Origin of the sequence: Paraburkholderia sprentiae WSM5005, assembly GCF_001865575.2 — a bacterium.
In the GTDB taxonomy this organism is placed as follows: domain Bacteria; phylum Pseudomonadota; class Gammaproteobacteria; order Burkholderiales; family Burkholderiaceae; genus Paraburkholderia; species Paraburkholderia sprentiae.
In genome coordinates, this window is sequence record NZ_CP017561.2 from 1,643,809 (window position 1) to 1,669,418 (window position 25,610).

A 25,610-nucleotide genomic window follows, 5' to 3' on the forward strand; every position below is an offset into this window, starting at 1 on the left:
CGGTTGCAGAGGAGCGCGCGCGAGGCCTTACTGGAACCGCTGCGGCCGCAACGCCGCGAGCGTGTCCGGTGGCAGCGTCGGCGTCTGTTCCGACAGCAGTTCCGCCACCAGTTTGCCCGCGCCGCACGCGAGACCCCAGCCGGCCGGGCCGTGTCCGAGGTTGACGAACAGCCGCGGATGCAGCGCGTTGCCGATCACCGGCAAGCCATCGGGCGACAGCAGTTTCACGCCTTCCCACGGCAGCGCCGCCGAAATGCGCGCGGCGCCCGGAATCCAGTCGTGCGTCGCCTGACCGAGCAGCGCAAGCGCCTCTTTTGTCAGCGCTTCGCCGAGCGGCTTGTCGATCTGGCTGGCGCTTTGCAGCACCGCGCCGCCCGCGATGCGTAGCCGATGGTTCATGCGGCTGATGCCGATGCGCTTGACCGCATCGACGATCGCGACGTGCGGCGCGCATTCCTCGTGCGCGATGGGCGCGACCAGCGTATGCAGCCGCAGCGGATGCAGCGGCAACCTGAGCCCGGCGCGCTCGAGCAGCGCGAGGCTGCCGTAACCGGCCGCGACCACGACCGCGTCGGCCTGGACCACGTCGATGTCGCGCGAGCGCGGCGCGTTATCTCGCGGCGCCAGTTCGACCGCCGCGCGTTCGCTTTCGAGACGAATGCCTGTCACCTCGCAGTTCGGCATGAACCGCACGCCGCCCAGCGTATCGAGCACCTGTTTGACGAGCTTCGTGAAGAGCGGACAGTTCGCGGTGCGCTCGTGCTCGAACCGCACGCCGCCCGCGAATTCCGGGTCGGTCGGCACCGCATGCTCGAACGCCGCGCATTCGACCGGGCCGAGCACGTGATGCGGCACCTCGAACTGGCGCAGCAGATCGAGCGCGGCCGTGCTCAGTTCCCATTCGTGTGCGGCGCGCACGAGGTACAAGAGCCCGCTCGCCTGCTCGAATTCGAGACCGAAGCGGGCTTCGACGTCGGCCATCGCGTCGCGCGAGGATTCGATCAGCGGCCGCAGCAGCGCGTACTGGCGCGCGAACGCCTCGGGTTCCTGCCACGCTCCGAGCTGCTTGATGAACTGCCGCGCGGCGCCGTTGAAGCCGGTCTTGCTGATCACGCCGTTTTTCGCGTTGTGGCGGCTCGCCATGAAGGTCGGGCCGAACCAGACGTCGAGCGGCGTCGGCAGCACGCTGCCGCCTTGGCCGTAGGTGGCGCCTTGCGCGACGGTCGCATGACGCTCGACGACGCATACCCGGTGGCCGGCCGCGCGCAGGTGATAAGCGGTGGCGACGCCCGCTACTCCGCCGCCAATGACGATGACATCCATGCTCTGATTCGATGTGCCGACGAGCGGCTCGCGCGTCCCGTTGGCTGTGACATGCGGCGCGCTGCCGGGTGAAGCCCGGGCCGCGTGCGCCGATCTGGTGAAACGCGAATGATAGCAGTCAAAACACGCGCGCGGCGACGTGGCGGGCAGCGCGGCGCGCCCGGCCGCAGCCCGCCGTCCACGCACTCCCGAGCCCGCTGGAAGCCTGCTCCCGGGGTATAATCTCGGACTTCCTTTCCGCCTCACGTCGCCTGCATGCGCGGCTCTCCGGCATCATCGAGCGACGCAACGTCAAGTCCCATGGCCCACTTCTCGTGTTTCCCCGGCGCTTCGGCCCTTTCCGATTTCCGTCAAACCCGCCTGCTCGACACGCTCACACGCATCGACGCGAATGTCACCGGCGTGCGCGGGCAGTACCTGCACTTCGTCAACGCACAGACCGAACTGTCCGCTGAAGACCGCGCGAAGGTCGAGGCGCTGATGCACTACGGCGATCCGTTCGAAGCAGGCACGGAGCGTGGCGCCGTCGAGCGCTTCCTCGTCGTGCCGCGTTTTGGCACCGTGTCGCCGTGGGCCAGCAAGGCAACCGACATCGCGCATCTGTGCGGGCTCACGCAGGTGCGCCGCATCGAGCGCGGCGTCGAATACACGGTGACGCTGAAAAGCGGCCTGCTCGGCGGCAAGAAGACGCTGTCCGACGAAGCGCGCGCGGCCGTCGCCGCGGCGCTGCACGACCGCATGACCGAGAGCGTCGCGCCGTCGCGCGACCATGCGCTGCATCTGTTCGACGAACTGCCGGCCAAACCGCTGCAAACCGTCGACGTGCTCGCGAGCGGCCGCGCCGCGCTCGCAACCGCCAATGCGGAACTCGGCCTCGCGCTCGCCGACGACGAAATCGATTATCTGATCGACGCATTCAACAAGCTCGGCCGCAATCCGACCGACGTCGAGCTGATGATGTTCGCGCAGGCCAACAGCGAGCACTGCCGCCACAAGATCTTCAACGCGGACTGGACGATCGACGGCGAGAAGCAGGACATGTCGCTGTTCAACATGATCCGCAACACCGAGAAGCTGAACCCGCAGGGCACGATCGTCGCGTATTCGGATAACTCGGCGATCATGGTCGGCGGCATGGCAGAGCGCTGGTTCCCGCGTACGCCGGCCGAGCTCGGCGCGAGCGAGTTGCCCGAGCACTATGGCCGCAGCGTCGAGCTCACGCACACGTTGATGAAGGTCGAAACGCACAACCATCCGACCGCGATCTCGCCGTTCCCGGGCGCCGCGACCGGCGCCGGCGGCGAAATCCGCGACGAAGGCGCGACCGGCCGCGGCGCGCGTCCGAAGGCCGGCCTCGCGGGCTTTACGGTGTCGAACCTCGAACTGCCGGATGGCGTCGAGACGTGGGAAAACGCGCGCGATACCGCGCAGCCGCTCGCCCAGCGCAATCCCGCCGAGCAGCACGAAGCATACGGCCGCCCGGACCGCATCGCGTCGCCGCTGCAGATCATGATCGACGGCCCGCTCGGCGGCGCCGCGTTCAACAACGAATTCGGCCGGCCGAATCTCGGCGGCTATTTCCGCACCTACGAGCAGAATGTCGCCGGCCTCGTGCGTGGCTATCACAAGCCGATCATGATCGCGGGCGGCATTGGCAATATCTCCGACCAGCACACCCACAAGCACGATCTGCCGGAAGGCTCGCTGCTGATCCAGATCGGCGGTCCGGGCATGCGCATCGGCATGGGCGGCGGCGCCGCGAGCTCGATGGCGACCGGCACCAACACCGCCGAGCTCGACTTCGACTCGGTGCAGCGCGGCAACCCGGAAATCGAGCGGCGCGCGCAGGAAGTGATCAACGCGTGCTGGCAGCTCGGCGACAAGAACCCGATCCTGAGCATTCACGATGTCGGCGCGGGCGGTCTGTCGAACGCGTTCCCCGAGGTGGTGGACGGTGCGGGCAAGGGCGCAGTGTTCGAACTGCGCAAGATCCAGCTCGAAGAGAGCGGCCTGTCGCCACGCGAAATCTGGTCGAACGAAGCGCAGGAGCGCTACGTGCTCGCGATCGCGCCGGCCGATTTGCCGGTGTTCGAGGCAATGTGCGAGCGCGAGCGCTGCCCGTTCGCGGTAATCGGCAAGGCCACCGCCGAGCGTCAGCTGAAGTTGATCGATGCCGAACTGCAGGAAGGCGCGCATCAGCCGGTCGATATGCCGATGGAAGTGCTGCTCGGCAAAGCGCCGCGTATGCACCGCGACGTGAAGCGGGTCGAGCGCAGGCTCGAACCGGTCGACGTGACCGGCCTCGCGCTGCAAGACGTCGCGCAGAGCGTGCTGCGTCATCCGACGGTCGCGAGCAAGTCGTTTCTGATCACGATCGGCGACCGCTCGGTCGGCGGTACGACCGCGCGCGATCAGATGGTCGGTCCGTGGCAGGTGCCGGTGGCCGACGTGGCGATCACGACGATGGACTACGCGGGCTTTAGCGGCGAAGCGATGACGATGTCGGAGCGCACGCCGCTCGCCGTGATCGACGCACCGGCCTCTGGCCGTATGGCGGTCGGCGAGGCGATCACCAACATCGCGGCCGCGCCGATCGCGTCGCTCGACAAGCTGAAGCTGTCGGCCAACTGGATGGCCGCGTGCGGCGCGCCTGGCGAAGACGCGGCGCTTTACGACACGGTCAAGGCGATCGGCATGGAACTATGCCCGGCGCTCGGTATCGGCATTCCGGTCGGCAAGGATTCGCTGTCGATGCGCACGCGCTGGGAAGAGAGCGGCGTCGCGAAGGAAGTGGTCGCGCCGGTGTCGCTGATCATCTCCGCGTTCGCGCCGGTCGAAGACGTGCGCCGCCATCTGACGCCGCAACTGCAGCGCGTGAGCGACGTCGGCGAGTCGGTGCTGATCGCGATCGATCTCGGCCGCGGCAAGCAGCGCCTGGGCGGCAGCATTCTCGCGCAGGTCACGCAGCAGGTCGGCGACACGGTGCCCGACGTCGACGATCCGCAAGATCTGAAGCGCTTCTTCGATGCGATCCAGGCGCTCAATAGCGACGGCAAACTGCTCGCGTACCACGACCGCTCCGATGGCGGCCTGTGGGCGACGGTCTGCGAAATGGCGTTCGCAGGTCACACGGGTGTCTCGCTGAACGTCGACATGCTCGTGCTCGACGCGCACCACGAATCCGATTACGGCGACGCCAAAGACTGGGCGAAGCAGACCAGCGGCCGCCGCGAGGACCGCACGCTGCGCGCGCTCTTCAACGAAGAGCTGGGCGCCGTCGTGCAGGTGCGCGCGGCCGATCGCAACGCGGTGCTCGCCGCGCTGCGCGAGCATGGTCTGTCGGCCTGCTCGCACGTGATCGGCAAGACCAACGAGCGCGACGTGATCGAGATCTATCGCGACGCGAAGAAGGTCTACGACGCGCCGCGTGCCGAACTGCATCGCACGTGGAGCGAAGTGAGCTGGCGCATCGCGCGTCTGCGCGACAACCCCGCTTGCGCCGACGCCGAATACGACGCGCTGCTCGACGCGGCCGACCCAGGCATCACGCCGGTGCTGAGCTTCGATCCGGCCGACGATGTCGCCGCGCCGTTCATTGGCAAGGGTGCGCGTCCGCGCGTCGCGATCTTGCGCGAGCAGGGCGTGAACTCGCACCTCGAAACGGCCTATGCATTCGATCGCGCCGGCTTCGACGCGCACGACGTGCACATGAGCGACCTGCTCGCGGGGCGCGCCAACCTCGCCGATTTCGCGGGCGCGGTTGCGTGCGGCGGCTTCTCGTACGGCGATACGCTGGGTGCTGGCGAAGGCTGGGCCAAGACGATTCGCTTCAATGCGCAGCTGGCCGACATGTTCGCCGCGTTCTTCGGTCGTGACGACACGTTCGCGCTCGGCATCTGCAACGGCTGCCAGATGATGAGCAGCCTCGCGTCGATGATCCCGGGCGCCGAAGCATGGCCGAAGTTCACGCGCAACAAGTCGGAGAAGTTTGAGGCGCGTTTCTCGCTGGTCGAGGTGGAGGCGTCGCCGTCGATCTTCTTCGCCGGCATGGAGGGATCGCGCATTCCGGTCGCGGTCGCGCACGGCGAAGGCTTCGCGGATTTCTCGCAGCAGGGCGACAAGTCGAAGGTCGCGGTCGCGATGCGCTACGTTGATCACCGTGGTCAGGCGACCGAGCAGTACCCGTTCAATCCGAACGGCTCGCCCGAGGGCATTACGTCGGTCACGACGGCCGATGGCCGCTTCACGGTGCTGATGCCGCACACGGAGCGCGTGCATCGCGCGGTGCAGATGAGCTGGCATCCGCAGGGCTGGGGCGAAACCGGCACGGACGCGAGCCCGTGGCTGCGGGTGTTCCAGAACGCGCGCCGCTGGCTCGGATGAGTCGAAGGGCGCCGCCGCCGCGCATCTCGCAGCAACAAAAAAGCCGCCCCACGGGGCGGCTTTTTTGCATTCGGGCTTCAGCGCCAGGCGGCGCCGAGCCTTACTGAATCTTCGCGTTCTTACGCAGGCTCTCTTCGAATGCCTGCAGCTTTTCCTGCTGGATCTGCTGGACGATCTGCTGGCGCACCTGCTCGAGCGGCGGCGGCGTGACGGCACGGATGTCGTCGACACGAATGATGTGCCAACCGAATTGCGTATGCACCGGCGTGTCGGTCATCTGGCCTTTCTGCAGATGCGTGGCCGCGTCCGCGAATTCAGGCACGTAGGCCTTCGGGTCCGACCAGTCGAGGTCGCCGCCGTTCTTGCCCGATCCGGGATCCTTCGAGTACTGCTTGGCCAGAGCCTCGAAGCTTGCGCCGGCCTTGATCTTCGCGATCAGGTCTTTGGCCTGCTGCTGATTGTCGACGAGGATATGGTGCAGATGATATTCCTTGCCGCCCGCATCCTTGACGAGCGCGTTATAGCGCGCGGTGACTTCGGCATCGGTCGGCTGATTGTTCTTCACGAAGTCTTCGATCAGCGCGCGCAGCACCACGGTTTGTTGCGCGACCGCGATCTGCGCCTTGACGTCCGGACGGTTGGGTAGCCCGCGACGCAGGGCTTCCTGCATCAGAATTTCGCGATTCACGAGCTCTTCGCGCACAGCTTGCTGCAGCTGCGGCGTGTTTTGCTGGCCTTGGTGAACCAGCTGTTCGATCAATGCATCGGCGCGCGACTTCGGAATCGGCGTACCGTTCACGACGGCGATGTTCTGTGCGAATGCAGGTGCGGCCGCGAACGCAGCCAGCAATACCCAGAGGCGGGTTTTCTTCAAGGTCATCGAAAGGTTCCTAGCGGGGCAACAAAGCAAATTCTTCGGGCGTGTACGCCGTGATGGCAAGAGCATGGATGCCGCGCTGCATGGCATCGGCCAGCGCATCATACACCATGCGATGCCGCGCCACGCGGGGCTTGCCGGCAAACGCGACGGCCACGATCGTGACACTGAAATGACCGCCGGCGGAGGCGCCCGCGTGGCCCGCGTGCTGCGCGCTGTCGTCGGTGATGCGGATCGACTCGACCGGCGCGAGCGCGGCCGCGAGGCGCGCTTCGATCAGCGCGGCGCGCTCGGCGGTGCTGGCGTGCATGAACAGGTCGCTCATGTCATTCCTCCTTCATGTACTTCGACAGCCACAGGCTCTGTCCGACGATGAACACGAGCAGGCAGCCGGTCGCGCCGAAGAGTTTGAAATTGACCCACTGATCCGTCGTGTAGTGATACGCGACGAACAGGTTCAGGAGCCCGAGCAGCACGAAAAACACCGCCCAGATCAGGTTCAGCTTGCCCCAGATCGCGTGCGGCAGCGCGATCTGCTTGCCCATCATCGCTTCGATCAGGTTCTTGTTGAAGCCGAGCTGCGACACGATCAGCGCGACCGAGAACGCCCAGTACAGCACGGTCGGCTTCCATTTGATGAAGGTGTCGTTGTGCAGCACGAGCGTCGCGCCGCCGAATACCACGACGACGCCGAGGCTCACCCACAGCATCGGGTCGACCTTGCGGTGGCGGAAAGCCACCCACGCGATCTGCACCAGCGTGGCGACGATCGCCACTGCCGTCGCCGTGAAAATGCCCCAGATCTTGAAGGCGACGAAGAACAGGATGATCGGGAACAGATCGAACAGGAATTTCATTATCTGGTCGGGAAGTCGGAGAATGAGTCGAACGGTGAAAGGCGCCAGGCTGGCGTGCAAGGCGCGCGGTGCCCGCTGGCGAGCGGGACTGCCGCGTTGGAAGGGCGCCGCGCGCGGTTCGTGCCGAGGCGCCCAAGATGCAACGGCCTGCTGCCGCCGCCGCGTTACTTGGGCTCGAATTGTAACGCAGCCGAATTGATGCAGTAGCGCAGACCGGTCGGCGCCGGTCCGTCCTCGAACACGTGGCCCAGATGCGCGCCGCAGTTCTTGCACTGCACCTCGATGCGCAACATGCCGTGCGAGCGGTCGGTCTTCTCGGCGATCACCTCGCCGTTGATGGGCCGAAAGTAGCTCGGCCAGCCGCAGCCAGCGTCGAACTTGGTGTCCGATTCGAACAGCGGCGTACCGCAGCACACGCAGTCGTAGATGCCGCGTTCCCAGTGATCGTGGTAGCGGCCCGAGAACGGTCGCTCGGTGGCAGCGTGGCGCGTCACCTGGTATTCGATGTCGGACAGCTCCTTGCGCCAGTCGGCGTCGCTTTTCTGTGCGGCTGGCGCGTCATGCTTGAGATCGTCGGGGTTGCTCATGGTCGGGTTCCTGTCTCGGGTTTGTCTCAGTTTGTGCCGGTGTTGCGTGGCGGGCGGCCGTGGCGATCGAGCAGCGCCGGCGCGTCAGGACGAACAGCTCACCTCCAGCGAGTTCGCCCAGTCGGGCGGCAGGCCCGCATACGACGCGTGTTCGGGCTGTTCGTCGAACGGCCGACGCAGCACGGTCGCGAGCCGTTCCACTTCGGAAAAATCTTTCTCTTTCGCACGCTGGATCGCCGTTTCCGCCAGATGGTTGCGAAGTACGAATTTGGGGTTCACGCGGTTCATTGCAATGGCGCGCGTGGTGTCGTCGCGTGACTCTGCGGCGAGCCGCGCGCGGTAGTCGTTCGCCCATGCGTCGAAGGCGACGCGATCGAGGAACAGGTCGCGCGCCGGCGCATCGCCGCTCGCATCGTGTTTCGACAGGCGCGCGAGGTTGCGGAACGTCAGCGTGAAATCGGCGCGGTTCGCGTGCATCACTTCGAACAGCCGGTTCACGAGCGCATCGTCGCCGTCGCGCGCCTGTTCGAGTCCGAGCTTCGCGCGCATGCGGTTTTCGAGCGCCGGCGCGAAGCGTTCCCGGAAGCCGGCAAGCACGTGCTGCGCGTCTTCGACCGCCTTGTCGGCGCGTACGCTTTCGTCGTGCCGTGCGCCGAACAGCGGCAGCAGTCCCTGCGCGAGGCAGAAGAGGTTCCAGTACGCGATTTGCGGCTGCAGCCGGTACGCGTAACGGCCCTGCGTATCGGAGTGATTGCAGATGTGGCCGGCGTCGAAGCCATCCATGAAGCCGAACGGGCCGTAGTCGATCGTCAGGCCAAGGATCGACATGTTGTCGGTATTCATCACGCCGTGACAGAAACCGACCGCCTGCCAGTCGACCATCAGATCCGCGGTGGAACGCACCGCTTCGGCGAGCAGCGCGAGATACGGATCGTCGGCCTCCTTGCAATGCGGACAGAAGCGTTCGATCACGTGATCGGCCAGCGCGCGCAACGCGTCGATGCGATCGTTCGCATAGAAGTGCTCGAAGTGGCCGAAGCGCACGAAGCTCGGCGCAACGCGCGTGAGCACCGCGGCGGTTTCGATCGTCTCGCGCCGCACCGGCTGGTCGGAGCCGATTACGCACAACGCGCGCGTGGTCGGAATGCCGAGATGATGCATCGCCTCCGAGCACAGATATTCGCGGATCGACGAGCGCAGCACCGCGCGGCCGTCACCCATGCGCGAATAGGGTGTGCGGCCCGCGCCCTTGAGTTGCAACTCCAGACGCTCGCCGTCGTGTTCGAGCTCGCCGAGACCGAGCGCGCGGCCGTCACCGAGCTGACCGGCCCATACGCCGAACTGATGGCCCGAGTACACCGACGCATAGGGCAGCGCGTCAGCTGGCCAGTCGCGCGTCGCGTTACCGCAGAACAGCTCGACGAAGCCCGGATCGCGTTCGATGCCCTCAGGCATCCCGAGCCGCGCGGCGGTCTCGGCCGAGAAGCCGACGAGGTAGGGCGCCGCGAGCGGCGCGGCGGGCAGGCGCGTGAGGAACGAGCCGCCGAGGCGCGCGAACGCGTTGGATGGGGGAGTGGCGAGTGTGTTGGAAAGATCCGTCAAAGCTGCGGATAGCCCTGCAATGCTTGGGGAAAACGACATGTTGAGCGCCTCTGGATTAACCGATATTGTAAGTCCGCGTCCGCGGCGCTGCTGGCCAGCCGCCTTTATCGTTCGGACCATGTTGCCGCGTTCGACGCCGCCACGATCTTCCGCCTCGCGCTTCATGGCGCGTTATCCGTTTCGCGATCACATACCCAGCCATACCCGAGCCCATCCCATCGACACCGACAAGCCGAGGAGACCCCGCCTTATGACGACGCCGCTGCTGGGCCAGATGATGGACGTCCCGCTCACCGTGTCATCGTTGCTCGCGCATGCCGCGCGCCATTTCGGCAGCACCGAGATCGTGTCGCGGCGCATCGAAGGCGACCTGCATCGCTACACGTACCGCGATTGCGAGCGGCGTGCGAAACAGCTCGCGCAGGCGCTGCTCGCGCTCGGCGTCGAACCGGGCGAACGGGTCGCGACCCTCGCGTGGAACGGCTACCGGCATCTCGAAGCGTATTACGGCACGACCGGGTTCGGCGCCGTGTGTCACACGATCAACCCGCGGCTTTTCCCCGACCAGATCGCGTACATCATCAATCACGCGGACGACGCGTACGTGCTGTTCGACACGACCTTCGCCGCACTCGTCGATACGCTCGCGCCGCAGTGTCCGCGCGTGCGCGGCTGGATCGCACTGTGCGACGAAGCGCATCGGCCGTCGATGCGAACGCCGGATGGCCGGCCCCCGGTGCTGTGTTACGAAACGCTGATGGACGGGCAGGACGGCCGCTTCGACTGGCCTGCGCTCGACGAGCGCCAGGCGTCGTATCTCTGCTATACGTCGGGCACGACCGGCAATCCGAAAGGCGCGCTGTACAGCCATCGCTCGACGGTGCTGCACGCGTACGGCGCGGCGTTGCCCGACTCGATGAACCTGTCGGCGCGCGACGCGGCGCTGCCCGTCGTGCCGATGTTCCATGTCAACGCATGGGGCCTGCCGCATGCGGGGCCGCTGACCGGCGCGAAGCTCGTGTTTCCTGGCAAGGACCTCGACGGCAAGTCGTTGCATGCACTGATGGAGAGCGAACGCGTCACGTTTTCGGCCGGCGTGCCGACCGTGTGGCTCGGTCTGCTCAACTACCTGCGCGAAACGGGCGCGAGGTTTTCGTCGCTCGAGCGCACGGTGATCGGCGGCTCCGCCTGTCCGCCCGCGATGCTGCGCACGTTCGAGGACGACTACGGCGTGCAGGTGATCCATGCATGGGGCATGACGGAGATGTCGCCGCTCGGCACCTTGTCGAAACTGACGTGGGAGCAGAGCCAGCGGCCGCTCGCCGATCAGCGCAAGCTGCTCGAAAAGCAGGGCCATGCGATCTATGGCGTCGATATGAAGATCGTCGGCGAGGACGGTTGCGAGCTGCCCTGGGATGGCGTCGCGTTCGGCGATCTGCACGTGCGCGGGCCGTGGGTGATCGACCGGTATTTCCGCAAGGAAGACTCGCCGCTCGTCGACGGCTGGTTCCCGACCGGCGACGTCGCGACGATCGACCCCGACAGCTTCCTGCACATCACCGACCGCTCGAAAGACGTGATCAAGTCGGGCGGCGAATGGATCAGCTCGATCGAAGTCGAGAACGTCGCGATCGCGCACCCGGCGGTCGCGGAAGCCGCCTGCATCGCGTGCGCGCATCCGAAGTGGACCGAGCGACCGTTGCTCGTCGTCGTCAAACGCGCGGGGCACGACGTCACCCGCGACGAGCTACTTGCGTTCTACGACGGCAAGGTCGCGAAGTGGTGGATTCCCGACGACGTCGTGTTCGTCGACGAACTGCCGCACACGGCGACCGGCAAGCTGCAGAAGCTGAAGCTGCGCGATCTGTTCCGCGACCACGTGCTGCCGTCCGCGCTCGAAGACAGCCGCAACTGTCCGCTGACACCCGGGGCTTAGGGAAACCCCGCGCAGCAATAAATGGAACGTTCGTGCTTTTTACGTGTATTCTGCCTGCTGACCCCGGAATCGTCGCTTGCAAAAGCCTGACAATAAGCAGGCTCGATGAACCGGCAGGCGGCGCATCATGCGCCGTCTCAATGCATGGATCGCACGGAGGCACGCAGATGGCAGTGGACTACACAACTCATGACGGCGTGGCCGTTCTCACGCTGAACAACCCGCCCGTCAATGGGCTCGGTCTGTCGACGCGAGCGGGTATCGTCGAAGGACTCGAGCGCGCGCAGAACGATCCGGCTGTCAAAGCCATCGTGCTGACTGGCGCGGGCAAAGCCTTTTCGGGCGGCGCCGACATCACCGAATTCAATACGCCGAAGGCGACCCGGGAGCCGACGCTCGCGACCGTCATCAAGGCGCTCGAAGGCAGCGCGAAGCCGGTCGTCGCCGCGATTCACAGTGTCGTGATGGGTGGCGGCCTCGAGCTTGCGCTCGGCGCGCATTACCGCGTCGCCGCGACCGGCGCGCAGATCGCGCTGCCCGAAGTGAAGCTCGGCATTCTGCCGGGCGCGGGCGGCACGCAGCGTCTGCCGCGCGCGATCGGCCTGGAAGCGTCGCTGAACATGATCGTGTCGGGCGCGCCGGTGCTCTCCGACAAGCTCGCCGATTCGGGGCTGTTCGACGAACTCGTCGCGAATCCCGCTGAACTGGCCGACGCCGCACTCGCGTTCGCGCGCAAGGTCGGCGCGCAGGCCAGCTCGCATCCGAAGTTGCGCGAGCGCAAGATCGAGCATCCGAACCCGGCCGGTTTCATCCAGTTCGCGCGCAACAGCGTCGCGGCGATCGCAAAGCACTTCCCGGCTCCGCTCAAATGCATCGATGCGGTCGAAGCCGGTGTGAAGGACGGCTTCGACAAGGGCCTCGCATTCGAGCGCGAATGCTTCGTCGCGCTCGTGCAGACGCCAGAGAGCCGTGCGCTGCGTCACGCGTTCTTCGGTGAGCGCGCGGCGAGCAAGATTCCCGACGTGCCGTCCGATACGCCCGTGCGCGACATCGATCAGGTGGCCGTGATCGGTGCCGGCACGATGGGCGGCGGCATCGCGATGAACTTCATCAACGCGGGCATTCCGGTCACGCTGCTGGAAACGAAGCAGGAAGCGCTCGACCGCGGTCTCGCGACGATCCGCAAGAACTACGAGGCGACGGTCAAGAAAGGCAAGCTGAAACCCGAGGTCATGGAACAGCGCCTCGCGCTGCTGAGCCCGACGCTGTCCTACGACGACCTGAAGCACGCCGACCTGATCGTCGAAGCCGTGTTCGAAGAGTTCGCTGCGAAGGAGCAAGTATTCCGCCGGCTCGACGAAGTCGCGAAGCCCGGTGCGATCCTCGCGTCGAACACGTCGACACTCGACATCGACAAGATCGCCGCATTCACGAAGCGTCCGCAGGATGTGGTCGGCATGCACTTCTTCAGCCCGGCCAACGTGATGAAGCTGCTCGAAGTCGTGCGTGGCAAAGAGACCGCGAAAGACGTGCTCGCCACCGTGATGAAGCTCGCGAAGAAGATCGGGAAGACCGCGGTGGTGTCGGGCGTGTGCGACGGCTTTATCGGCAACCGGATGATCGAGCAGTACATTCGTCAGGCGCTCTTCATGCTCGAAGAGGGTGCGCTGCCCGCGCAGGTCGACCGCGCGATCGAGAAGTTCGGCTTCGCGATGGGTCCGTTTCGCATGAGCGACCTCGCCGGTAACGACATCGGCTGGGCGATCCGCAAGCGTCGCTACCTCGAGCATCCCGACATGCACTACGCGAAGATCGCCGACCGTCTGTGCGAGATGGGCCGCTTCGGCCAGAAGACCGGCGGCGGCTGGTACGACTACCAGGCGGGCGATCGCACCGCGTATCCGTCGGGCGTGGTCAACGACATGATCGGCGAGTACTCGAAGGAAACCAACGCCGAGCGCCGCGCGATCAGCGACGAGGAAATCGTCGAGCGTCTGGTGTTCGCGCTCGTCAACGAAGGCGCGAAGATTCTCGAGGAAGGGATCGCGTCGAAGGCGTCGGATATCGACATGGTCTATCTGACCGGCTACGGCTTCCCGCTCCATCGCGGCGGCCCGATGCTGTACGCGGACACGGTCGGGCTCTACAACGTCGAGCGCGCAATTCGCCGCTATGCGGCGCAGCCGAACGGCGACGCGTGGCAGCTCGCGCCGAGCATCGCGAAGCTGGCCGCCGAAGGTCGCGGATTCACCGGCTGAGAACGGCTGAGAACGGCTGAATTTAGCGCACGGACTGAGCGGTGCGGGCTGCTCCCGCATCGTTCGCATCAAACGACAAAGCGGCGCGGTGAGGCGCTTTCGAACGCACGGCGAACAGCCGGCGCGCCGCTTTCGACATTGCACTGGGAGACACGCATGACTGACGCCGTAATCGTATCCACCGCCCGTACGGGCCTCGCCAAATCGTGGCGCGGCGGTTTCAACATGACGCACGGCGCGACGCTCGGCGGCCACGTGACGCGGGCCGCGGTCGAACGCGCGAAGCTCGACCCGGCGCGCGTCGAGGACGTGATCATGGGTTGTGCGAATCCGGAAGGCGCGACGGGCGGCAATATCGCGCGGCAGATCGCCTTGCGCGCGGGTCTGCCGGTCAGCGTGCCGGGGATGACCGTGAACCGTTTCTGCTCGTCGGGATTGCAGACGATCGCGCTCGCGTCGCAACGCGTGATCGCCGGTGAGGGCGACGTATTCGTCGCGGGTGGCGTCGAGTCGATCTCGTGCGTGCAGAACGAGATGAACCGCCACATGATGACCGACGGCTGGCTCACCGAACACAAGCCGGAAATCTACTGGTCGATGCTACAGACCGCCGAGAACGTCGCCAAGCGCTACGCGATCTCGAAGGAGCGTCAGGACGAGTACGGCGTGCGCTCGCAGCAGCGCGCGGCCGCCGCGCGCGAAGCCGGCAGGTTCAGCGATGAAATCGTGCCGCTGACGGTGCTCGCCGGCGTCGCCGACAAGGCGAGCGGCCGTCTCTACACGAAGGAGGTGACCGTCAGCGGTGACGAAGGCATTCGCGCCGACACGACGCTCGAAGGCGTGTCGAAGATTCGCACCGCGCTGCCGGGTGGGGTGATCACCGCGGGCAATGCGAGCCAGTTTTCGGACGGCGCATCCGCTTGCGTCGTGATGAACGCGACGCTGGCCGAACGCGAAGGGCTGCAGCCGCTCGGCATTTTCCGCGGCTTCGCGGTGGCCGGCTGCGAGCCCGACGAGATGGGCATCGGCCCGGTATTCGCGGTGCCGAAGCTGTTGCGCAAGGCCGGCCTCGAGGTCGAGGACATCGGCCTGTGGGAGCTGAACGAAGCGTTCGCGGTGCAGGTGCTCTATTGCGCGGACCAGCTCGGTATTGCGCACGACCGCCTGAACGTGAACGGCGGCGCGATCGCGGTGGGTCATCCGTATGGCGTGTCGGGTGCGCGGCTCGTTGGCCATGCGCTGATCGAAGGCAAGCGGCGCGGCGTGAAGTTCGTCGTCGTGACGATGTGCATCGGCGGGGGCCAAGGCGCGGCGGGATTGTTCGAGATTGCGTGAGTCGGGTGCGCACGTGGCTGGTTCTCAGTCACGTGCGTATCTACTGCGACACCATGCCCGGCAGCGTCAACATGCCCTGATCGACGAAGCGTGTGGTGCCGGTCAGGCCGCCCGCGAGCTTGCCTTGCAGCCGGTACGGGACCTGCCCGGACTGCGCGATGCCCGCCAGCCCGAGCGCCTGTCGGAGCGCGGCGAAAGCCGGCACGGTCAGCGGCACGGTGACGACCGTTTCGCCGAAGCGCGGCACGCTGCCGCTCTGGTCGCTGACGCCGCTCGCGAACGGCTTGCCGTTCAGTTCGAGATCGAGCGACACGCCGTTGAAGCTGACCGCGGAGTCGTTGGGATTCTGCACGCGTAGCTTGACGTTGAAGCGCATCTCCATGCCCTGGCTGGCGATCGGCTCGATGCCCGCCACGTTGACGCGCAACGGGTCGGCGCCGAACAGGCCCGCGCAGCCAGCGAGGGTCAGCGTGACAGCGACGACGACGGCGAACAGGCGCCGCACATGTGAGACCTGGCCCGGCAGCCGCGCGCAAAACAACGACATGACCTGCACCTCGAACGAAGCGGGTTGGTCAGGCATTGTAACGGGCGACCTGGCACACGCAGCGATGATTCAGGCGGCGCGCCGCCACCGTGTGCGCACGGCGCCTGCGAGCCGCCGAACGGTTTGCAGAATAAAACCGGGCGCGCTCCGTTCAGTGCGTGCAGGCAACACCATGAACGCGACGCGATTGGCCGGCGTCGCGCGGATCGATACGACGCCACGTTGCGACGTCACGAACCGCTCGCCTTCGTGCAAGGTCAGCGACGTGAGCGGGGCGTCGCTGCCGAGCCAGGCCAGCGAATGATCGCGGAACACGAGTTGCAATGCACCTTCGAGCGCGATGATCGAACTGCGGGCGCGCAAGTCGTGCAGGGCCATCTGACCAGCGGCAAGACGCGACGCCGCGGGGCGATGCAGTTCGGCACCGGGCGAAAAGCGAGGCAGATAGCGGTATGGACGTGCAGGCATGACCGATTCCCTTAAACCGTTGTCGTGTCACCCAGCTTAAGGAGTTCGTCCACATGAAAACAGCCGCAGCTGTCGACAATCTGAACCGGTACAGAGATGCGTCTGGTCACGCTGTATCGGTCCGAATCGCGTCGTTGTGTATCTGTCGCGGCGCGCGAACTATCCGCACCATCGGCTCATGAGCGAAGCCCTCTTCACACCGCACGGTCCGTCGACGGACCGGCCATCCGAGCGCCAGCCGTTGTACCGGCAACTGGCCGATCAGTACCGCCGCGCGATCGGCAACGGCGTGCTGCGCCCGGGCGACCGCATGCCGTCGATGCGCGCGTTCATGCAGCGCCACGGCGTGAGTCTCGCGACCGCGACCGAGAGCTATCGCGAGCTGGAGCGCGCCGCGCTGATCGACGCCCGGCCGCGCGCCGGCTACTTCGTGCGCGTGCCGTCGACGGCTGCGCTGCCCTGCGCCGCCGAGCCCGATCTCGCGATGCAACCTGGCGCCGCCGCGCAGTTCGTCGGCATTCACTCGGCGATTTCGGCGCTGGTGTCGAAATTCCAGCGCAACCCGCACGCGCTGAATCTCGGCGGCGCAACCGCGTCGCCCGATCTCTACCCGACCGATATGTTGCAAAAAGCCGCGGTGCGCGCGTTGCGCCGGCGGCCTACCTTGCTGACCGCCGTCGGGCCCGATCAGGGCGATCCGGCGTTGCGCGCGATCATCGCCCGGCGCGCACTCGAGGCCGGCAGCCAGATCGGCGCGGACGACATCATCATGACGCACGGCGGCGTCGAAGCGATGAACCTGGCGTTGCGCGCGGTGACACAGCCGGGCGACACGGTCGCGGTCGAGTCGCCGTGCTTCTTCGGTTTGCTGCAGGCGCTCGAAAGTCTCGGTCTGCGCGCGCTCGAAATCCCGACCAGCCCGAGCACCGGCCTCGCGATCGAGGCGCTGGCGTTCGCGCTGCACACGCATCCCGACATCAAGGCGGTGGTGGTGGTGCCGAACCTGCAAAACCCGCTCGGCAGCGTGATGCCCGACGCGCACAAGGCGAGGCTCGTCGACCTTTGCGCGCGCGCCGGCATCGCGCTGATCGAGGACGATCCCTACCGCGAGCTGGTGGACGGCGCGCAGCCGCCCCGCTCGCTGAAGGCGTGGGACACCGATGGCACCGTGATCCATTGCACCTCGTTTAACAAGACGCTGGCGCCTGGCATGCGGGTCGGCTGGATCAACGGCGGCCGGTGGCATCCGCGCATCGGCATGCTGAAGTTCGCGCAGTCGCGCCACAACGAGCAGTTGTCGCAAGTGGTGCTCGCCGGGTTCCTGGAGACGAGCGCGTATGAGCGCCATTTGCGGCGTTTGCGCGAGAGTTTGCGGCTGCAGCGCGAGCGGATGGCCGCGGCGGTGGCGGCCTCGTTTCCCGACGGCACGCGATTCACGCCGCCGCGCGGCGGGATGTTTTTCTGGATCGAATTGCCGCGCGAGGTATCGTCGTCGGCTTTTTTCGAAGCCGCGTTGGATGACGGTATTCGCATCATGCCGGGCACGGTATTTTCGAACGCGGGACGCTTCGATCACTTCATTCGGCTCAGCTGTTCGAGCGCCGATCTGGATCTGACCGACGAAGCGGTGCGCCGGCTGGGGCGCCTCGCGGCACGGATGGCGGCCCATGCGCCAACGCGATAGCGCGTATCATTTCTCGCCGAAGGCTCGACACCCGCCGTCGGCTATGAAACCTGATACCTACGCAATGACCGATCCATCCACCTCATCCAGAACGGGCCATGCATCGTTACCCGAGAGCCCCTTTATCGATCGTCTCGGCGCGCGTTTGCTGTGCGCTGCCGATGGCGTCAGCGAAGTCGTGCTGCCGTTGCAACGCGATCATATGAACACATGGGACGTCGCGCACGGCGGCGTCACGATGACGCTCGCCGACGTCGCGCTCGCGATGGCCGCGCGCAGTCTCGCGGGCGACGGCGTCGGGGTCGTCACCGTCGAGATGAAGGTCAATTTCATGCAGCCGGGCCGCGGTGAATTGCGCGCGACCGGCCGCGTGCTGCATCGCTCGACGACGATGGCCTATTGCGAAGGCGAGATCCGCGACAGCGAAGGCCACTTCGTCGCCAAGGCGCTCGGCACCTTCAAGTACATGCGCCGCCTCGCGGTGGGCCGCGACGTCAGGCAACAGCGTCTGCGCAGCGACCCGGCGGCGAAGCCCGGTCCGAGCGACTGAGTCCCGCCGCAGTCGACCTCAGGCCTGGATCCGGCGCATGCCGCTCAACCCCAACAACCCAAGGAGACGATCACATGGCCCAGATCAACCGCCAGTTGCTGCTGGTTTCGCGCCCGCAAGGCGAAGCCACGCCCGCTAACTTCAAGCTCGTCGAAACGCCGCTCGCGCCGCTTGCCGACGGCGAAGTGCGGGTGCGCAACCACTACCTGTCGCTCGATCCGTACATGCGCGGACGCATGAACGACAGCAAGTCGTACGCGGCGCCGCAGCCGTTGAACGAAGTGATGATCGGCGGCACGGTCGGCGAGGTCGTCGAGTCGAAGAATCCGAAGTTCGCGCTCGGCGACAAGGTCGTCGCGATGTTCGGCTGGCAGGAGTACGGCACGTCGAACGGCGCCGGCCTGCAGAAGGTCGACGACACGCATGTGCCGCTGTCGGCGTATCTCGGGCCGGTCGGTATGCCGGGCGTCACCGCGTGGTACGGGCTGAACCGCATCATCGCGCCGAAGGCCGGCGAGACGGTGGTCATCAGCGCGGCGAGCGGCGCGGTGGGCAGCGTGGTCGGCCAGCTCGCGAAGGCGGCGGGCGCGCGCGCGGTCGGCATCGCCGGCGGCGCGGACAAGTGCCGCTATGTGGTCGAGACGCTGGGCTTCGACGCGTGCGTCGACTACAAGGCCGGCAATCTGTACAAGGACCTGCAGGCCGTGACACCCGACGGTGTCGACGGCTGCTTCGAGAACGTCGGCGGCGAGGTACTCGACGCGACGCTCGCGCGCATGAACGCGTTCGGACGCATCGCGCTGTGCGGCTTTATCGCGGGCTATGACGGCCAGCCGCTGCCGCTCAGACATCCGTCGCTGATGCTGACGCAGCGGCTGCTGGTGCAGGGCTTTATCGTCAGCGAACATATGGACGTGTGGCCCGAGGCGCTCAAGCAGCTCGGCACGCTCGTCGCGCAGAAAAAGCTGCAGTATCGCGAGACGATCGCGCAAGGGCTCGAAGCCGCGCCCGAGGCGTTCATCGGCTTGCTGAAGGGTAAGAACTTCGGCAAGCAACTGGTCAAGCTGATCTGAGCGCGACGTCGTCACCAACGGCAAGCCGCCGCTCAACGAGGGAATCACAGGATGTTCGAATTCGCAGGCAAGGTGGCGGTGATCACCGGCGCGGGCAGCGGCTTCGGCCGCGCGTTCGCGCACAAGGGCGCGGCGCTCGGCATGAAGCTCGTGCTCGCCGACGTCAGCGCCGACGAACTCGCGCGGACCGTCGACGCATTGCGCGAAGCCGGCGCCGACGTAATCGGCGTGCCGACCGACGTGTCGAATCCCGCGCAGGTCGAGGCGCTCGCGAGCGCCGCGCTCGCCGCGTTCGGCAAGGTGCACCTGCTGTTCAACAATGCGGGCGTCGGCACGGGCGGCTTCCTGTGGGAAAGCTCGGCGAACGACTGGTCGTGGGTGTTCGGCGTCAACGTGATGGGCGTCGCGCACGGTGTGCGTGTGTTCGCGCCGATCATGCTCGCGCAGAACGAGCCTGCGCATATCGTCAACACGGCATCGGTGGCGGGGCTGCTGGCGCCGCCGGCGATGGGCATCTACAACGCGTCGAAGCATGCGGTAGTGGCGCTGACCGAGACGCTCTATCACGACCTGAAGCTCGCGCAGGCCGGCACGGGCGGCGAAGTCGGCTGTTCGCTGCTGTGTCCCGCCTTCGCGCCGACCGGCATCGCGGATGCCGAGCGCGCGCGGCCCGACGCGCTGCGCAACGCGAGCCGGCCGACGCGCTCGCAGATCGCGGCCGGCAAGCAGTTGCAGCGCGCGGTGCAGTCGGGCAAGCTCACCGCCGACGAGGTCGCCGCGCTCGCGTTCGAGGCGATCGCCGCGCGGCGTTTCTATATCATCACGCATCCGGGCATCATGGCGACCGTGAAGCTGCGTCACGAGGACATCGAGCAGTTGCGCGAGCCGTCCGATCCGCTGTCGCTGAAGCCCGAGGTAAAGAACCTGCCGTAGCGGCCGGCTGCAGGACCGCTGCGCTGACGCCTGTCCACTGTTGGCGCGCTTGCGCCGCCCGATGCGTGCCACGCATCACGTTGCCGAAAACCATGCCGCTGAATCCAACGATCGAGCAGGTGCTCGACATGATTGCGCGGGCCAGACGCCCGCAGTATCACCAGATGAGCGTGCAAGCGGCGCGCGCGTCGTACGAGAAAAGCGCGCCAATCCTCGAGATCGCGAGCGCGCCGATGTTTTCCGTTGAGGAGCTGCGCGTGCCGACGCGCGACGGCGCGACGATCCGCGCGCGTCTCTACTTCCCGGTCGAGCCGAACTGGGTCGAGCCGATGCCGGCGTTCGTGTACTACCACGGCGGCGGCTTCACGATCGGCAGCGTCGACACGCACGACGCGCTGTGCCGCATGTTCGCGCGCGACGGCCAGTGCGCGGTGCTGTCGGTCGATTACCGGCTCGCGCCCGAGCACAAGTTTCCCACCGCGGTCGACGACGCATTCGACGCGTTGAGCTGGCTGTACGCGCATGCGGCGGAATTCGGCATCGACGGCGCGCGTCTCGCGGTGGGCGGCGATAGCGCGGGCGGCACGCTCGCGACGGTCTGCGCGGTGCTCGCGCGCGACGCCGGCATCGCGCTCGCGCTGCAGCTGCTGATCTATCCGGGCACCACCGGCCATCAACAGACCGACTCGCACTCGCGCCTCGCCGACGGCTTTCTGCTGTCGGGCGAGACGATTCAGTGGTTCTTCGAGCACTACCTGCGCGAGCGCGGCGATCGCGACGACTGGCGTTTCGCGCCGCTCGACGGCGAGCGCGGCGCGCCCGACTTTCGCGGCGTCGCGCCCGCGTGGATCGCGACCGCCGAATACGATCCGCTCAGCGACGAGGGCGATGCGTATGCCGAAAAACTGCGCGCGCTCGGCAATCCGGTGACGCTCAAACGCTACGCCGGCATGATCCACGAGTTCTTCAAGATGGGCGGCTTCGTACCCGAAGTCGCGCAGGCACATGCGGATGCCGCGGCGGCGTTACGCGCGGCGTTCGGCATCGGCTGACGCAGGGCGGTCCATCCGAAGCGGTGAGCGGCTGGCGGCGAGCGCGCCGGCCAGGCGGTGATCAAACGATCATGCGACGCTCATCCGGTCGCGCTCGACATTGAACGCGAAGCTGCGCTCGAAATCGCCGGGCCGCACGATCCGGTGCGAGCCGTTGTCGTCGCTGCGCTCGGCGACCGCGACGCCGATCACGTCGCCATAGGCGGCAACGCGCAGCGCGGTGGTGCTGCGGGTGCCATAGTCCGGCGATTCGATGAACGCCGCCGACAGCACGCGCTCGCGCTCGAGCGCAATGCCGGTCGACGGCAATTCGTCGTCGCGCGCGAGCCGTGGATCGCGCATCAGATCGATCAACCGTTCGAGCGGCGGCATCGCATCACGCGCGAGCAGCGTGGAGAGCTCCCCGCGCTTTCTGACGAGCTTCGGCCACGGCGTATCGAGCACCGCGTTCGAGATGCCGTGCGTGCCCGGCGCGAGCAGCGCGGGCCCGCTGTCGCCGTCGACGCTGCCCCGATTGCAGTACCACGCGAGCTCCCGACGCGTCCAGTCGCCGACCAGCAGATTGAAGCCGTTGTAGATGTCGCCGGTCTGCGCGACGTGCTGCAGATAGGCGAGCGGCGTCTCGTGCGGATTGCCGTCGTCGTCGCGCGCGGCGCTGGTCAGCCAGTCACTCACGAGTGTGCCGCGGGTCGGTGCATCGGCGCGCATTTCGCCCGGCGCGCGGTAATTGGTCAGCGCGGCGAAGCGGCCGTCGCGCGACAGCCCGAGCCACGTGCCGCCGCCCACGAGGTCGCGGCCCGCCAGCACGGCCGGCGCGTCGCGCCACCAGCCGATCGGCTCGGCCGTGCGGCGGAAGAACTCGTCGCGATTGGCGGCGAGCGTGAACAGCGGACCATCGAGCGCATCAGGTCGCCAGTCGAATACGATCAGGCACATCGGGGGCGCGTCTCCCGGTCAGAGCATCGGGCGGCCGCCTGATGCAAAGGCAGGCCGCTAAAGAAAGCGGCAAAAAACGGACGAGCATAAAGCAGCCAATCAGCAGCCAATAAAAAACGGCGCCCTATTGCGCCGCCTTTTACCGTGACCGATGCTCAGACCTCGGCCGGCAACCCGTAGGGCAGCGTCAGGAAGCGCAGCGCGGGGCCGTCGGCCGCGCCGACATGCACGCTGCCGCTGCCCAGCGCCGTGAGCTTGATCTCGACCAGCAGATCGACACCGTCGCCGTGTGCCGACGCCGCGTTGACGATCATTCCGCACGGCTGGCCCGGGTCATCGGAGTGAAACAGTTCGGCGCCGGGGCGGACCGTGTCCAGTTCGCCGGCGACGTTGGCGAGCGACGTGCGTCGCTTGATCGTGCCGCGATACTGGCTGCGTGCAACCACTTCCTGACCCGGATAGCAGCCCTTGCGGAAATTGACCGCGCCGAGCACGTCGAAGTTGACCATTTGCGGCACGAACTGATCGACGACCGGCTGCGTGATGCGCGGTTCGCCCGCGCGGATGTCGAGCCAGTCCCACACCGCCGGCGACACGCGCGCGAGCTTGCCATCGAGCGACGGCAGCACTGCCTCGACTTGCGCCTTCGGCCCGATCCACAGATAGCGCAGCCGCTCCAAGGCGTCCGGCACGCGAATCAGCGTGCCCGCCGCGCCGTCGACCTGCACGTGCACACCGTCGGGCAGCGCGTCGAACACGCCGGACAGTGCGCTGCGCACGTCGCCCGCGAGGCCGATCACCGCGAGCTCGCCGCTCACGTCCGCGAGCTTGGCCTTCGCGCGCAGCACGAACATCGACAAGCGCTTTTGCACCGCGGCCTGCACGTCTTTCGACACCAGCAGGCGGATCGTGTCGCCGCTGCGCCAGCTCAGAAACGACGCGAGCAGCCGCCCCTTGGCCGAGCAGTAGCCGGCGAGGCGCGCGTTCGCGGCATCGAGGTGCTGGATGTCGTTGGTCAGCTGGGCGTGCAGGAAGCTCGCTGCGTCGTCGCCGGTCGTGTCGATCACGCCGAACTGCGGCAACGGCATGTAGGCGCCGCGCTCGAGCACCGCGGTGAATTCTTGGGCCGACGGGCGCGGCAGGACGGGCAGGGCGGCGGGAGGGTGAGCTGAAGCGTTGCCAGATGCACTAACGAGCGGTGTGTTCATGGATTCCGGGAACAGTCAGTTCTGACTTGGGCTAGGCAAAGAGTCATTATATTCAGTCCAGCCCTATCGCGTTTCACATGTCCCTGGCGAGGGAAGGTTTCCGCGACATTACGCAGCAGGGGTTTGACCGTTACAGCTCAACATCTGAGCTGTGTCGTGACGGCGCACGACTCGAGTAGCATCAGACCGGCGCCAGCGGATTTCACATCGTTGTTTCCGGCCGTGACCATCTTGCGCCCGCATCTATACAATACAGGTCGCAAAAGGCCGAAAGGGCTGCAGAACGGCACCGTCTCCAAGTTGACCGACGCAAGACTTTCCCGTTAAAAATCAGTTCGTTGCCATCTAAACGCTAATTCCTTCCTGTCGTGTCCCTTCTGAAGAAAAGTTTCGTCGCCGGCGCGCTTGTCGTTGTGCTGGCCGCGGCGGCCATCGCCGCTGCATATCACTGGGCCACCCGCCCGCTCGAATTGACCCCGGCGCAACTCGACGTCACCGTCAAGCCGCACAGCAGTTTGCGCAGCGTCGCGCTGCAGCTCAATCGCGGCGGCGTGCCGGTCGAGCCCGAGCTGTTCATCGCGATGACGCGGGTGCTCGGCCTACAAAGCGAGCTGAAGTCCGGCAATTACGAGTTCAAAAGCGGCATCACGCCCTACGAGGTGCTGCAGAAAATTGCGCGCGGCGACGTCAACGAATATGTGGCGACGGTCATCGAAGGCTGGACCTTCAAGCATATGCGCGCCGAGCTGGACGCGAATCCCGCGCTCAAGCACGATACGCTCGGCATGAGCGACGCCGACCTGATGAGTGCGATCGGCGCGCCCGAGGCGTCGATCGGCAACGGCGAAGGGCTCTTCTTCCCGGATACCTACCTGTTCGACAAGGGCACGAGCGACCTCGACATCTACCGCCGCGCGTACCGGCTGATGCGCGTGCGTCTCGATGAGGCGTGGCTCGCGCGCGCGCCGAACCTGCCATACAAAACCCCGTACGACGCGCTGACGATGGCGTCGATCATCGAAAAGGAAACCGGCAAGCCGTCCGACCGGGCGCTCGTCGCCGCGGTGTTCGCCAACCGTCTGCGCGCGGGCATGCCGCTGCAGACGGACCCGACGGTGATCTACGGGATGGGCGAGAGCTACACCGGCCACATCAGGAAGAAAGACCTGCAGACCGACACTCCCTACAATACCTACACCCGCATGGGCTTGCCGCCGACGCCGATCTCGCTGCCGAGCGTCGCGTCGCTGCAGGCGGCGATGAACCCGGCGCAGACCAACGCGCTGTACTTCGTGTCGCGCGGCGACGGCAGCAGCATCTTTTCTGACACCCTCGGCGAACACAACAAGGCCGTGGACAAATACATTCGAGGGCAATGATGGCGCGCGGCAAATTCATTACGTTTGAAGGCATCGACGGCGCGGGCAAGACCACCCATCTGGCCTGGTTCCGCGAACGGCTCGAGGTCAGGCTCGCGCCGAGCGGCCGCTCGGTCGTGATGACGCGCGAGCCGGGCGGCACGCCGCTTGGCGAGCAGATCCGCGAGATCGTGCTGCACCAGAAGATGGACCTCGAAACCGAGGCGCTATTGATGTTCGCGTTGCGCCGCCAGCATCTGGCCGAGGTGATCGAGCCGGCTCTCGCGCGCGGCGACTGGGTGCTGTCCGACCGTTTCACCGACGCCACTTTTGCATACCAGGGCGGCGGCCGCGGCTTGCCGCGCGACAAGCTGGAGGCGCTCGAGCGCTGGGTGCAAGGCGGTTTCCAACCCGACTTGACCGTGCTGTTCGACTTGCCGCCGGCTATCGCGAACGAGCGGCGCAACGCGGCGCGCAATCCTGATCGTTTTGAGAGCGAGTCTGAAGCGTTTTTCGAGCGCACGCGTGCGGAATACATGCGCCGTGCCGACGAAGCGCCGTATCGATTCGCTATCATCGACTCTTCGCAGAGCATCGTGCGAATCCAGAAGCAGCTTGAGGAATTGATTGCAACGCTCTGATT

General features: G+C 66.4%; 21 protein-coding genes. 11 read left to right on the top strand and 10 right to left on the bottom strand.

Annotation, left to right across the window (positions count from 1 at the left end; translation table 11 throughout):
* Positions 1-27: 27 nt before the first annotated feature.
* Positions 28-1,323: an FAD-dependent oxidoreductase gene (locus BJG93_RS07515; RefSeq protein WP_027197686.1), complete on the bottom strand. Its 1,296-nt coding sequence runs from the start codon at positions 1,321-1,323 to the stop codon at positions 28-30.
* 300 nt (positions 1,324-1,623) lie between these two features.
* On the opposite strand from BJG93_RS07515, the gene purL reads away from it, so the two are divergent.
* Complete coding sequence (gene purL, locus BJG93_RS07520) at positions 1,624-5,706, top strand: phosphoribosylformylglycinamidine synthase (RefSeq protein ID WP_027197687.1); 4,083 nt, start codon at positions 1,624-1,626, stop codon at positions 5,704-5,706.
* 100 nt (positions 5,707-5,806) lie between these two features.
* Here the strand turns inward: purL and BJG93_RS07525 are convergent, their stop codons facing one another.
* The 5 genes from BJG93_RS07525 to BJG93_RS07545 all read right to left on the bottom strand — a co-directional run bounded on the left by BJG93_RS07525 (position 5,807) and on the right by BJG93_RS07545 (position 9,668).
* Positions 5,807-6,586 carry a peptidylprolyl isomerase gene (locus BJG93_RS07525; RefSeq protein ID WP_027197688.1) on the bottom strand — a complete coding sequence of 260 codons (780 nt, stop codon included), beginning with the start codon at positions 6,584-6,586 and terminating at the stop codon, positions 5,807-5,809.
* A gap of 10 nt (positions 6,587-6,596) precedes the next feature.
* Complete coding sequence (locus tag BJG93_RS07530; RefSeq protein WP_027197689.1) at positions 6,597-6,908, bottom strand: BolA family protein; 312 nt, start codon at positions 6,906-6,908, stop codon at positions 6,597-6,599.
* A 1-nt stretch (position 6,909) separates the two neighbouring features.
* A complete protein-coding gene (locus tag BJG93_RS07535) occupies positions 6,910-7,440 on the bottom strand; it encodes a septation protein A (RefSeq protein ID WP_027197690.1) in 531 nt (176 codons plus the stop codon).
* 164 nt (positions 7,441-7,604) lie between these two features.
* Positions 7,605-8,027, bottom strand: a complete 423-nt coding sequence (msrB, locus tag BJG93_RS07540) for a peptide-methionine (R)-S-oxide reductase MsrB (protein WP_027197691.1) — start codon at positions 8,025-8,027, stop codon at positions 7,605-7,607.
* A gap of 84 nt (positions 8,028-8,111) precedes the next feature.
* On the bottom strand, positions 8,112-9,668 hold the full coding sequence (locus tag BJG93_RS07545; RefSeq protein ID WP_027197692.1) for a protein adenylyltransferase SelO: 1,557 nt from the start codon (positions 9,666-9,668) through the stop codon (positions 8,112-8,114).
* Between the two features lie 211 nt (positions 9,669-9,879).
* Between BJG93_RS07545 and BJG93_RS07550 the strand changes: the two genes are divergently transcribed.
* From BJG93_RS07550 to BJG93_RS07560, 3 genes are all read left to right on the top strand, one after another.
* Positions 9,880-11,565: a 3-(methylthio)propionyl-CoA ligase gene (locus BJG93_RS07550; protein ID WP_027197693.1), complete on the top strand. Its 1,686-nt coding sequence runs from the start codon at positions 9,880-9,882 to the stop codon at positions 11,563-11,565.
* Positions 11,566-11,732: 167 nt separating this feature from the next.
* Positions 11,733-13,823, top strand: a complete 2,091-nt coding sequence (locus BJG93_RS07555) for a 3-hydroxyacyl-CoA dehydrogenase NAD-binding domain-containing protein (protein WP_027197694.1) — start codon at positions 11,733-11,735, stop codon at positions 13,821-13,823.
* 156 nt (positions 13,824-13,979) lie between these two features.
* Positions 13,980-15,158 carry an acetyl-CoA C-acyltransferase gene (locus BJG93_RS07560; RefSeq protein WP_027197695.1) on the top strand — a complete coding sequence of 393 codons (1,179 nt, stop codon included), beginning with the start codon at positions 13,980-13,982 and terminating at the stop codon, positions 15,156-15,158.
* A gap of 40 nt (positions 15,159-15,198) precedes the next feature.
* On the opposite strand, the gene BJG93_RS07565 is transcribed toward BJG93_RS07560, so the two are convergent.
* Both BJG93_RS07565 and BJG93_RS07570 read right to left on the bottom strand, forming a co-directional pair.
* Positions 15,199-15,705 (bottom strand): LEA type 2 family protein, encoded by a 507-nt coding sequence (locus BJG93_RS07565; RefSeq protein ID WP_027197696.1) that lies wholly within the window; start codon positions 15,703-15,705, stop codon positions 15,199-15,201.
* A 69-nt stretch (positions 15,706-15,774) separates the two neighbouring features.
* A complete protein-coding gene (locus BJG93_RS07570) occupies positions 15,775-16,173 on the bottom strand; it encodes a hypothetical protein (RefSeq protein ID WP_027197697.1) in 399 nt (132 codons plus the stop codon).
* Positions 16,174-16,351: 178 nt separating this feature from the next.
* Between BJG93_RS07570 and BJG93_RS07575 the strand changes: the two genes are divergently transcribed.
* From BJG93_RS07575 to BJG93_RS07595, 5 genes are all read left to right on the top strand, one after another.
* The gene (locus BJG93_RS07575) at positions 16,352-17,857 is read left to right on the top strand and encodes an aminotransferase-like domain-containing protein (protein WP_034479993.1); all 1,506 of its coding nucleotides are present in this window, start codon (positions 16,352-16,354) and stop codon (positions 17,855-17,857) included.
* 64 nt (positions 17,858-17,921) lie between these two features.
* On the top strand, positions 17,922-18,407 hold the full coding sequence (locus tag BJG93_RS07580) for a PaaI family thioesterase (protein ID WP_027197699.1): 486 nt from the start codon (positions 17,922-17,924) through the stop codon (positions 18,405-18,407).
* A gap of 74 nt (positions 18,408-18,481) precedes the next feature.
* Positions 18,482-19,480 (top strand): NADP-dependent oxidoreductase, encoded by a 999-nt coding sequence (locus BJG93_RS07585; RefSeq protein ID WP_027197700.1) that lies wholly within the window; start codon positions 18,482-18,484, stop codon positions 19,478-19,480.
* 51 nt (positions 19,481-19,531) lie between these two features.
* Positions 19,532-20,413, top strand: a complete 882-nt coding sequence (locus tag BJG93_RS07590; protein WP_027197701.1) for an SDR family oxidoreductase — start codon at positions 19,532-19,534, stop codon at positions 20,411-20,413.
* A gap of 92 nt (positions 20,414-20,505) precedes the next feature.
* Positions 20,506-21,465 (top strand): alpha/beta hydrolase, encoded by a 960-nt coding sequence (locus tag BJG93_RS07595; RefSeq protein ID WP_027197702.1) that lies wholly within the window; start codon positions 20,506-20,508, stop codon positions 21,463-21,465.
* A gap of 69 nt (positions 21,466-21,534) precedes the next feature.
* On the opposite strand, the gene BJG93_RS07600 is transcribed toward BJG93_RS07595, so the two are convergent.
* Positions 21,535-22,401 (bottom strand): NRDE family protein, encoded by an 867-nt coding sequence (locus BJG93_RS07600; protein ID WP_027197703.1) that lies wholly within the window; start codon positions 22,399-22,401, stop codon positions 21,535-21,537.
* Positions 22,402-22,556: 155 nt separating this feature from the next.
* On the bottom strand, positions 22,557-23,609 hold the full coding sequence (ygfZ, locus tag BJG93_RS07605) for a CAF17-like 4Fe-4S cluster assembly/insertion protein YgfZ (RefSeq protein ID WP_027197704.1): 1,053 nt from the start codon (positions 23,607-23,609) through the stop codon (positions 22,557-22,559).
* A 368-nt stretch (positions 23,610-23,977) separates the two neighbouring features.
* Between ygfZ and mltG the strand changes: the two genes are divergently transcribed.
* Both mltG and tmk read left to right on the top strand, forming a co-directional pair.
* On the top strand, positions 23,978-24,988 hold the full coding sequence (gene mltG / locus BJG93_RS07610) for an endolytic transglycosylase MltG (protein WP_027197705.1): 1,011 nt from the start codon (positions 23,978-23,980) through the stop codon (positions 24,986-24,988).
* Positions 24,988-25,608 (top strand): dTMP kinase, encoded by a 621-nt coding sequence (tmk, locus tag BJG93_RS07615; protein WP_027197706.1) that lies wholly within the window; start codon positions 24,988-24,990, stop codon positions 25,606-25,608. Before mltG ends, tmk begins: the two co-directional genes overlap by 1 nt.
* The last annotated feature ends 2 nt before the right edge of the window (positions 25,609-25,610 follow it).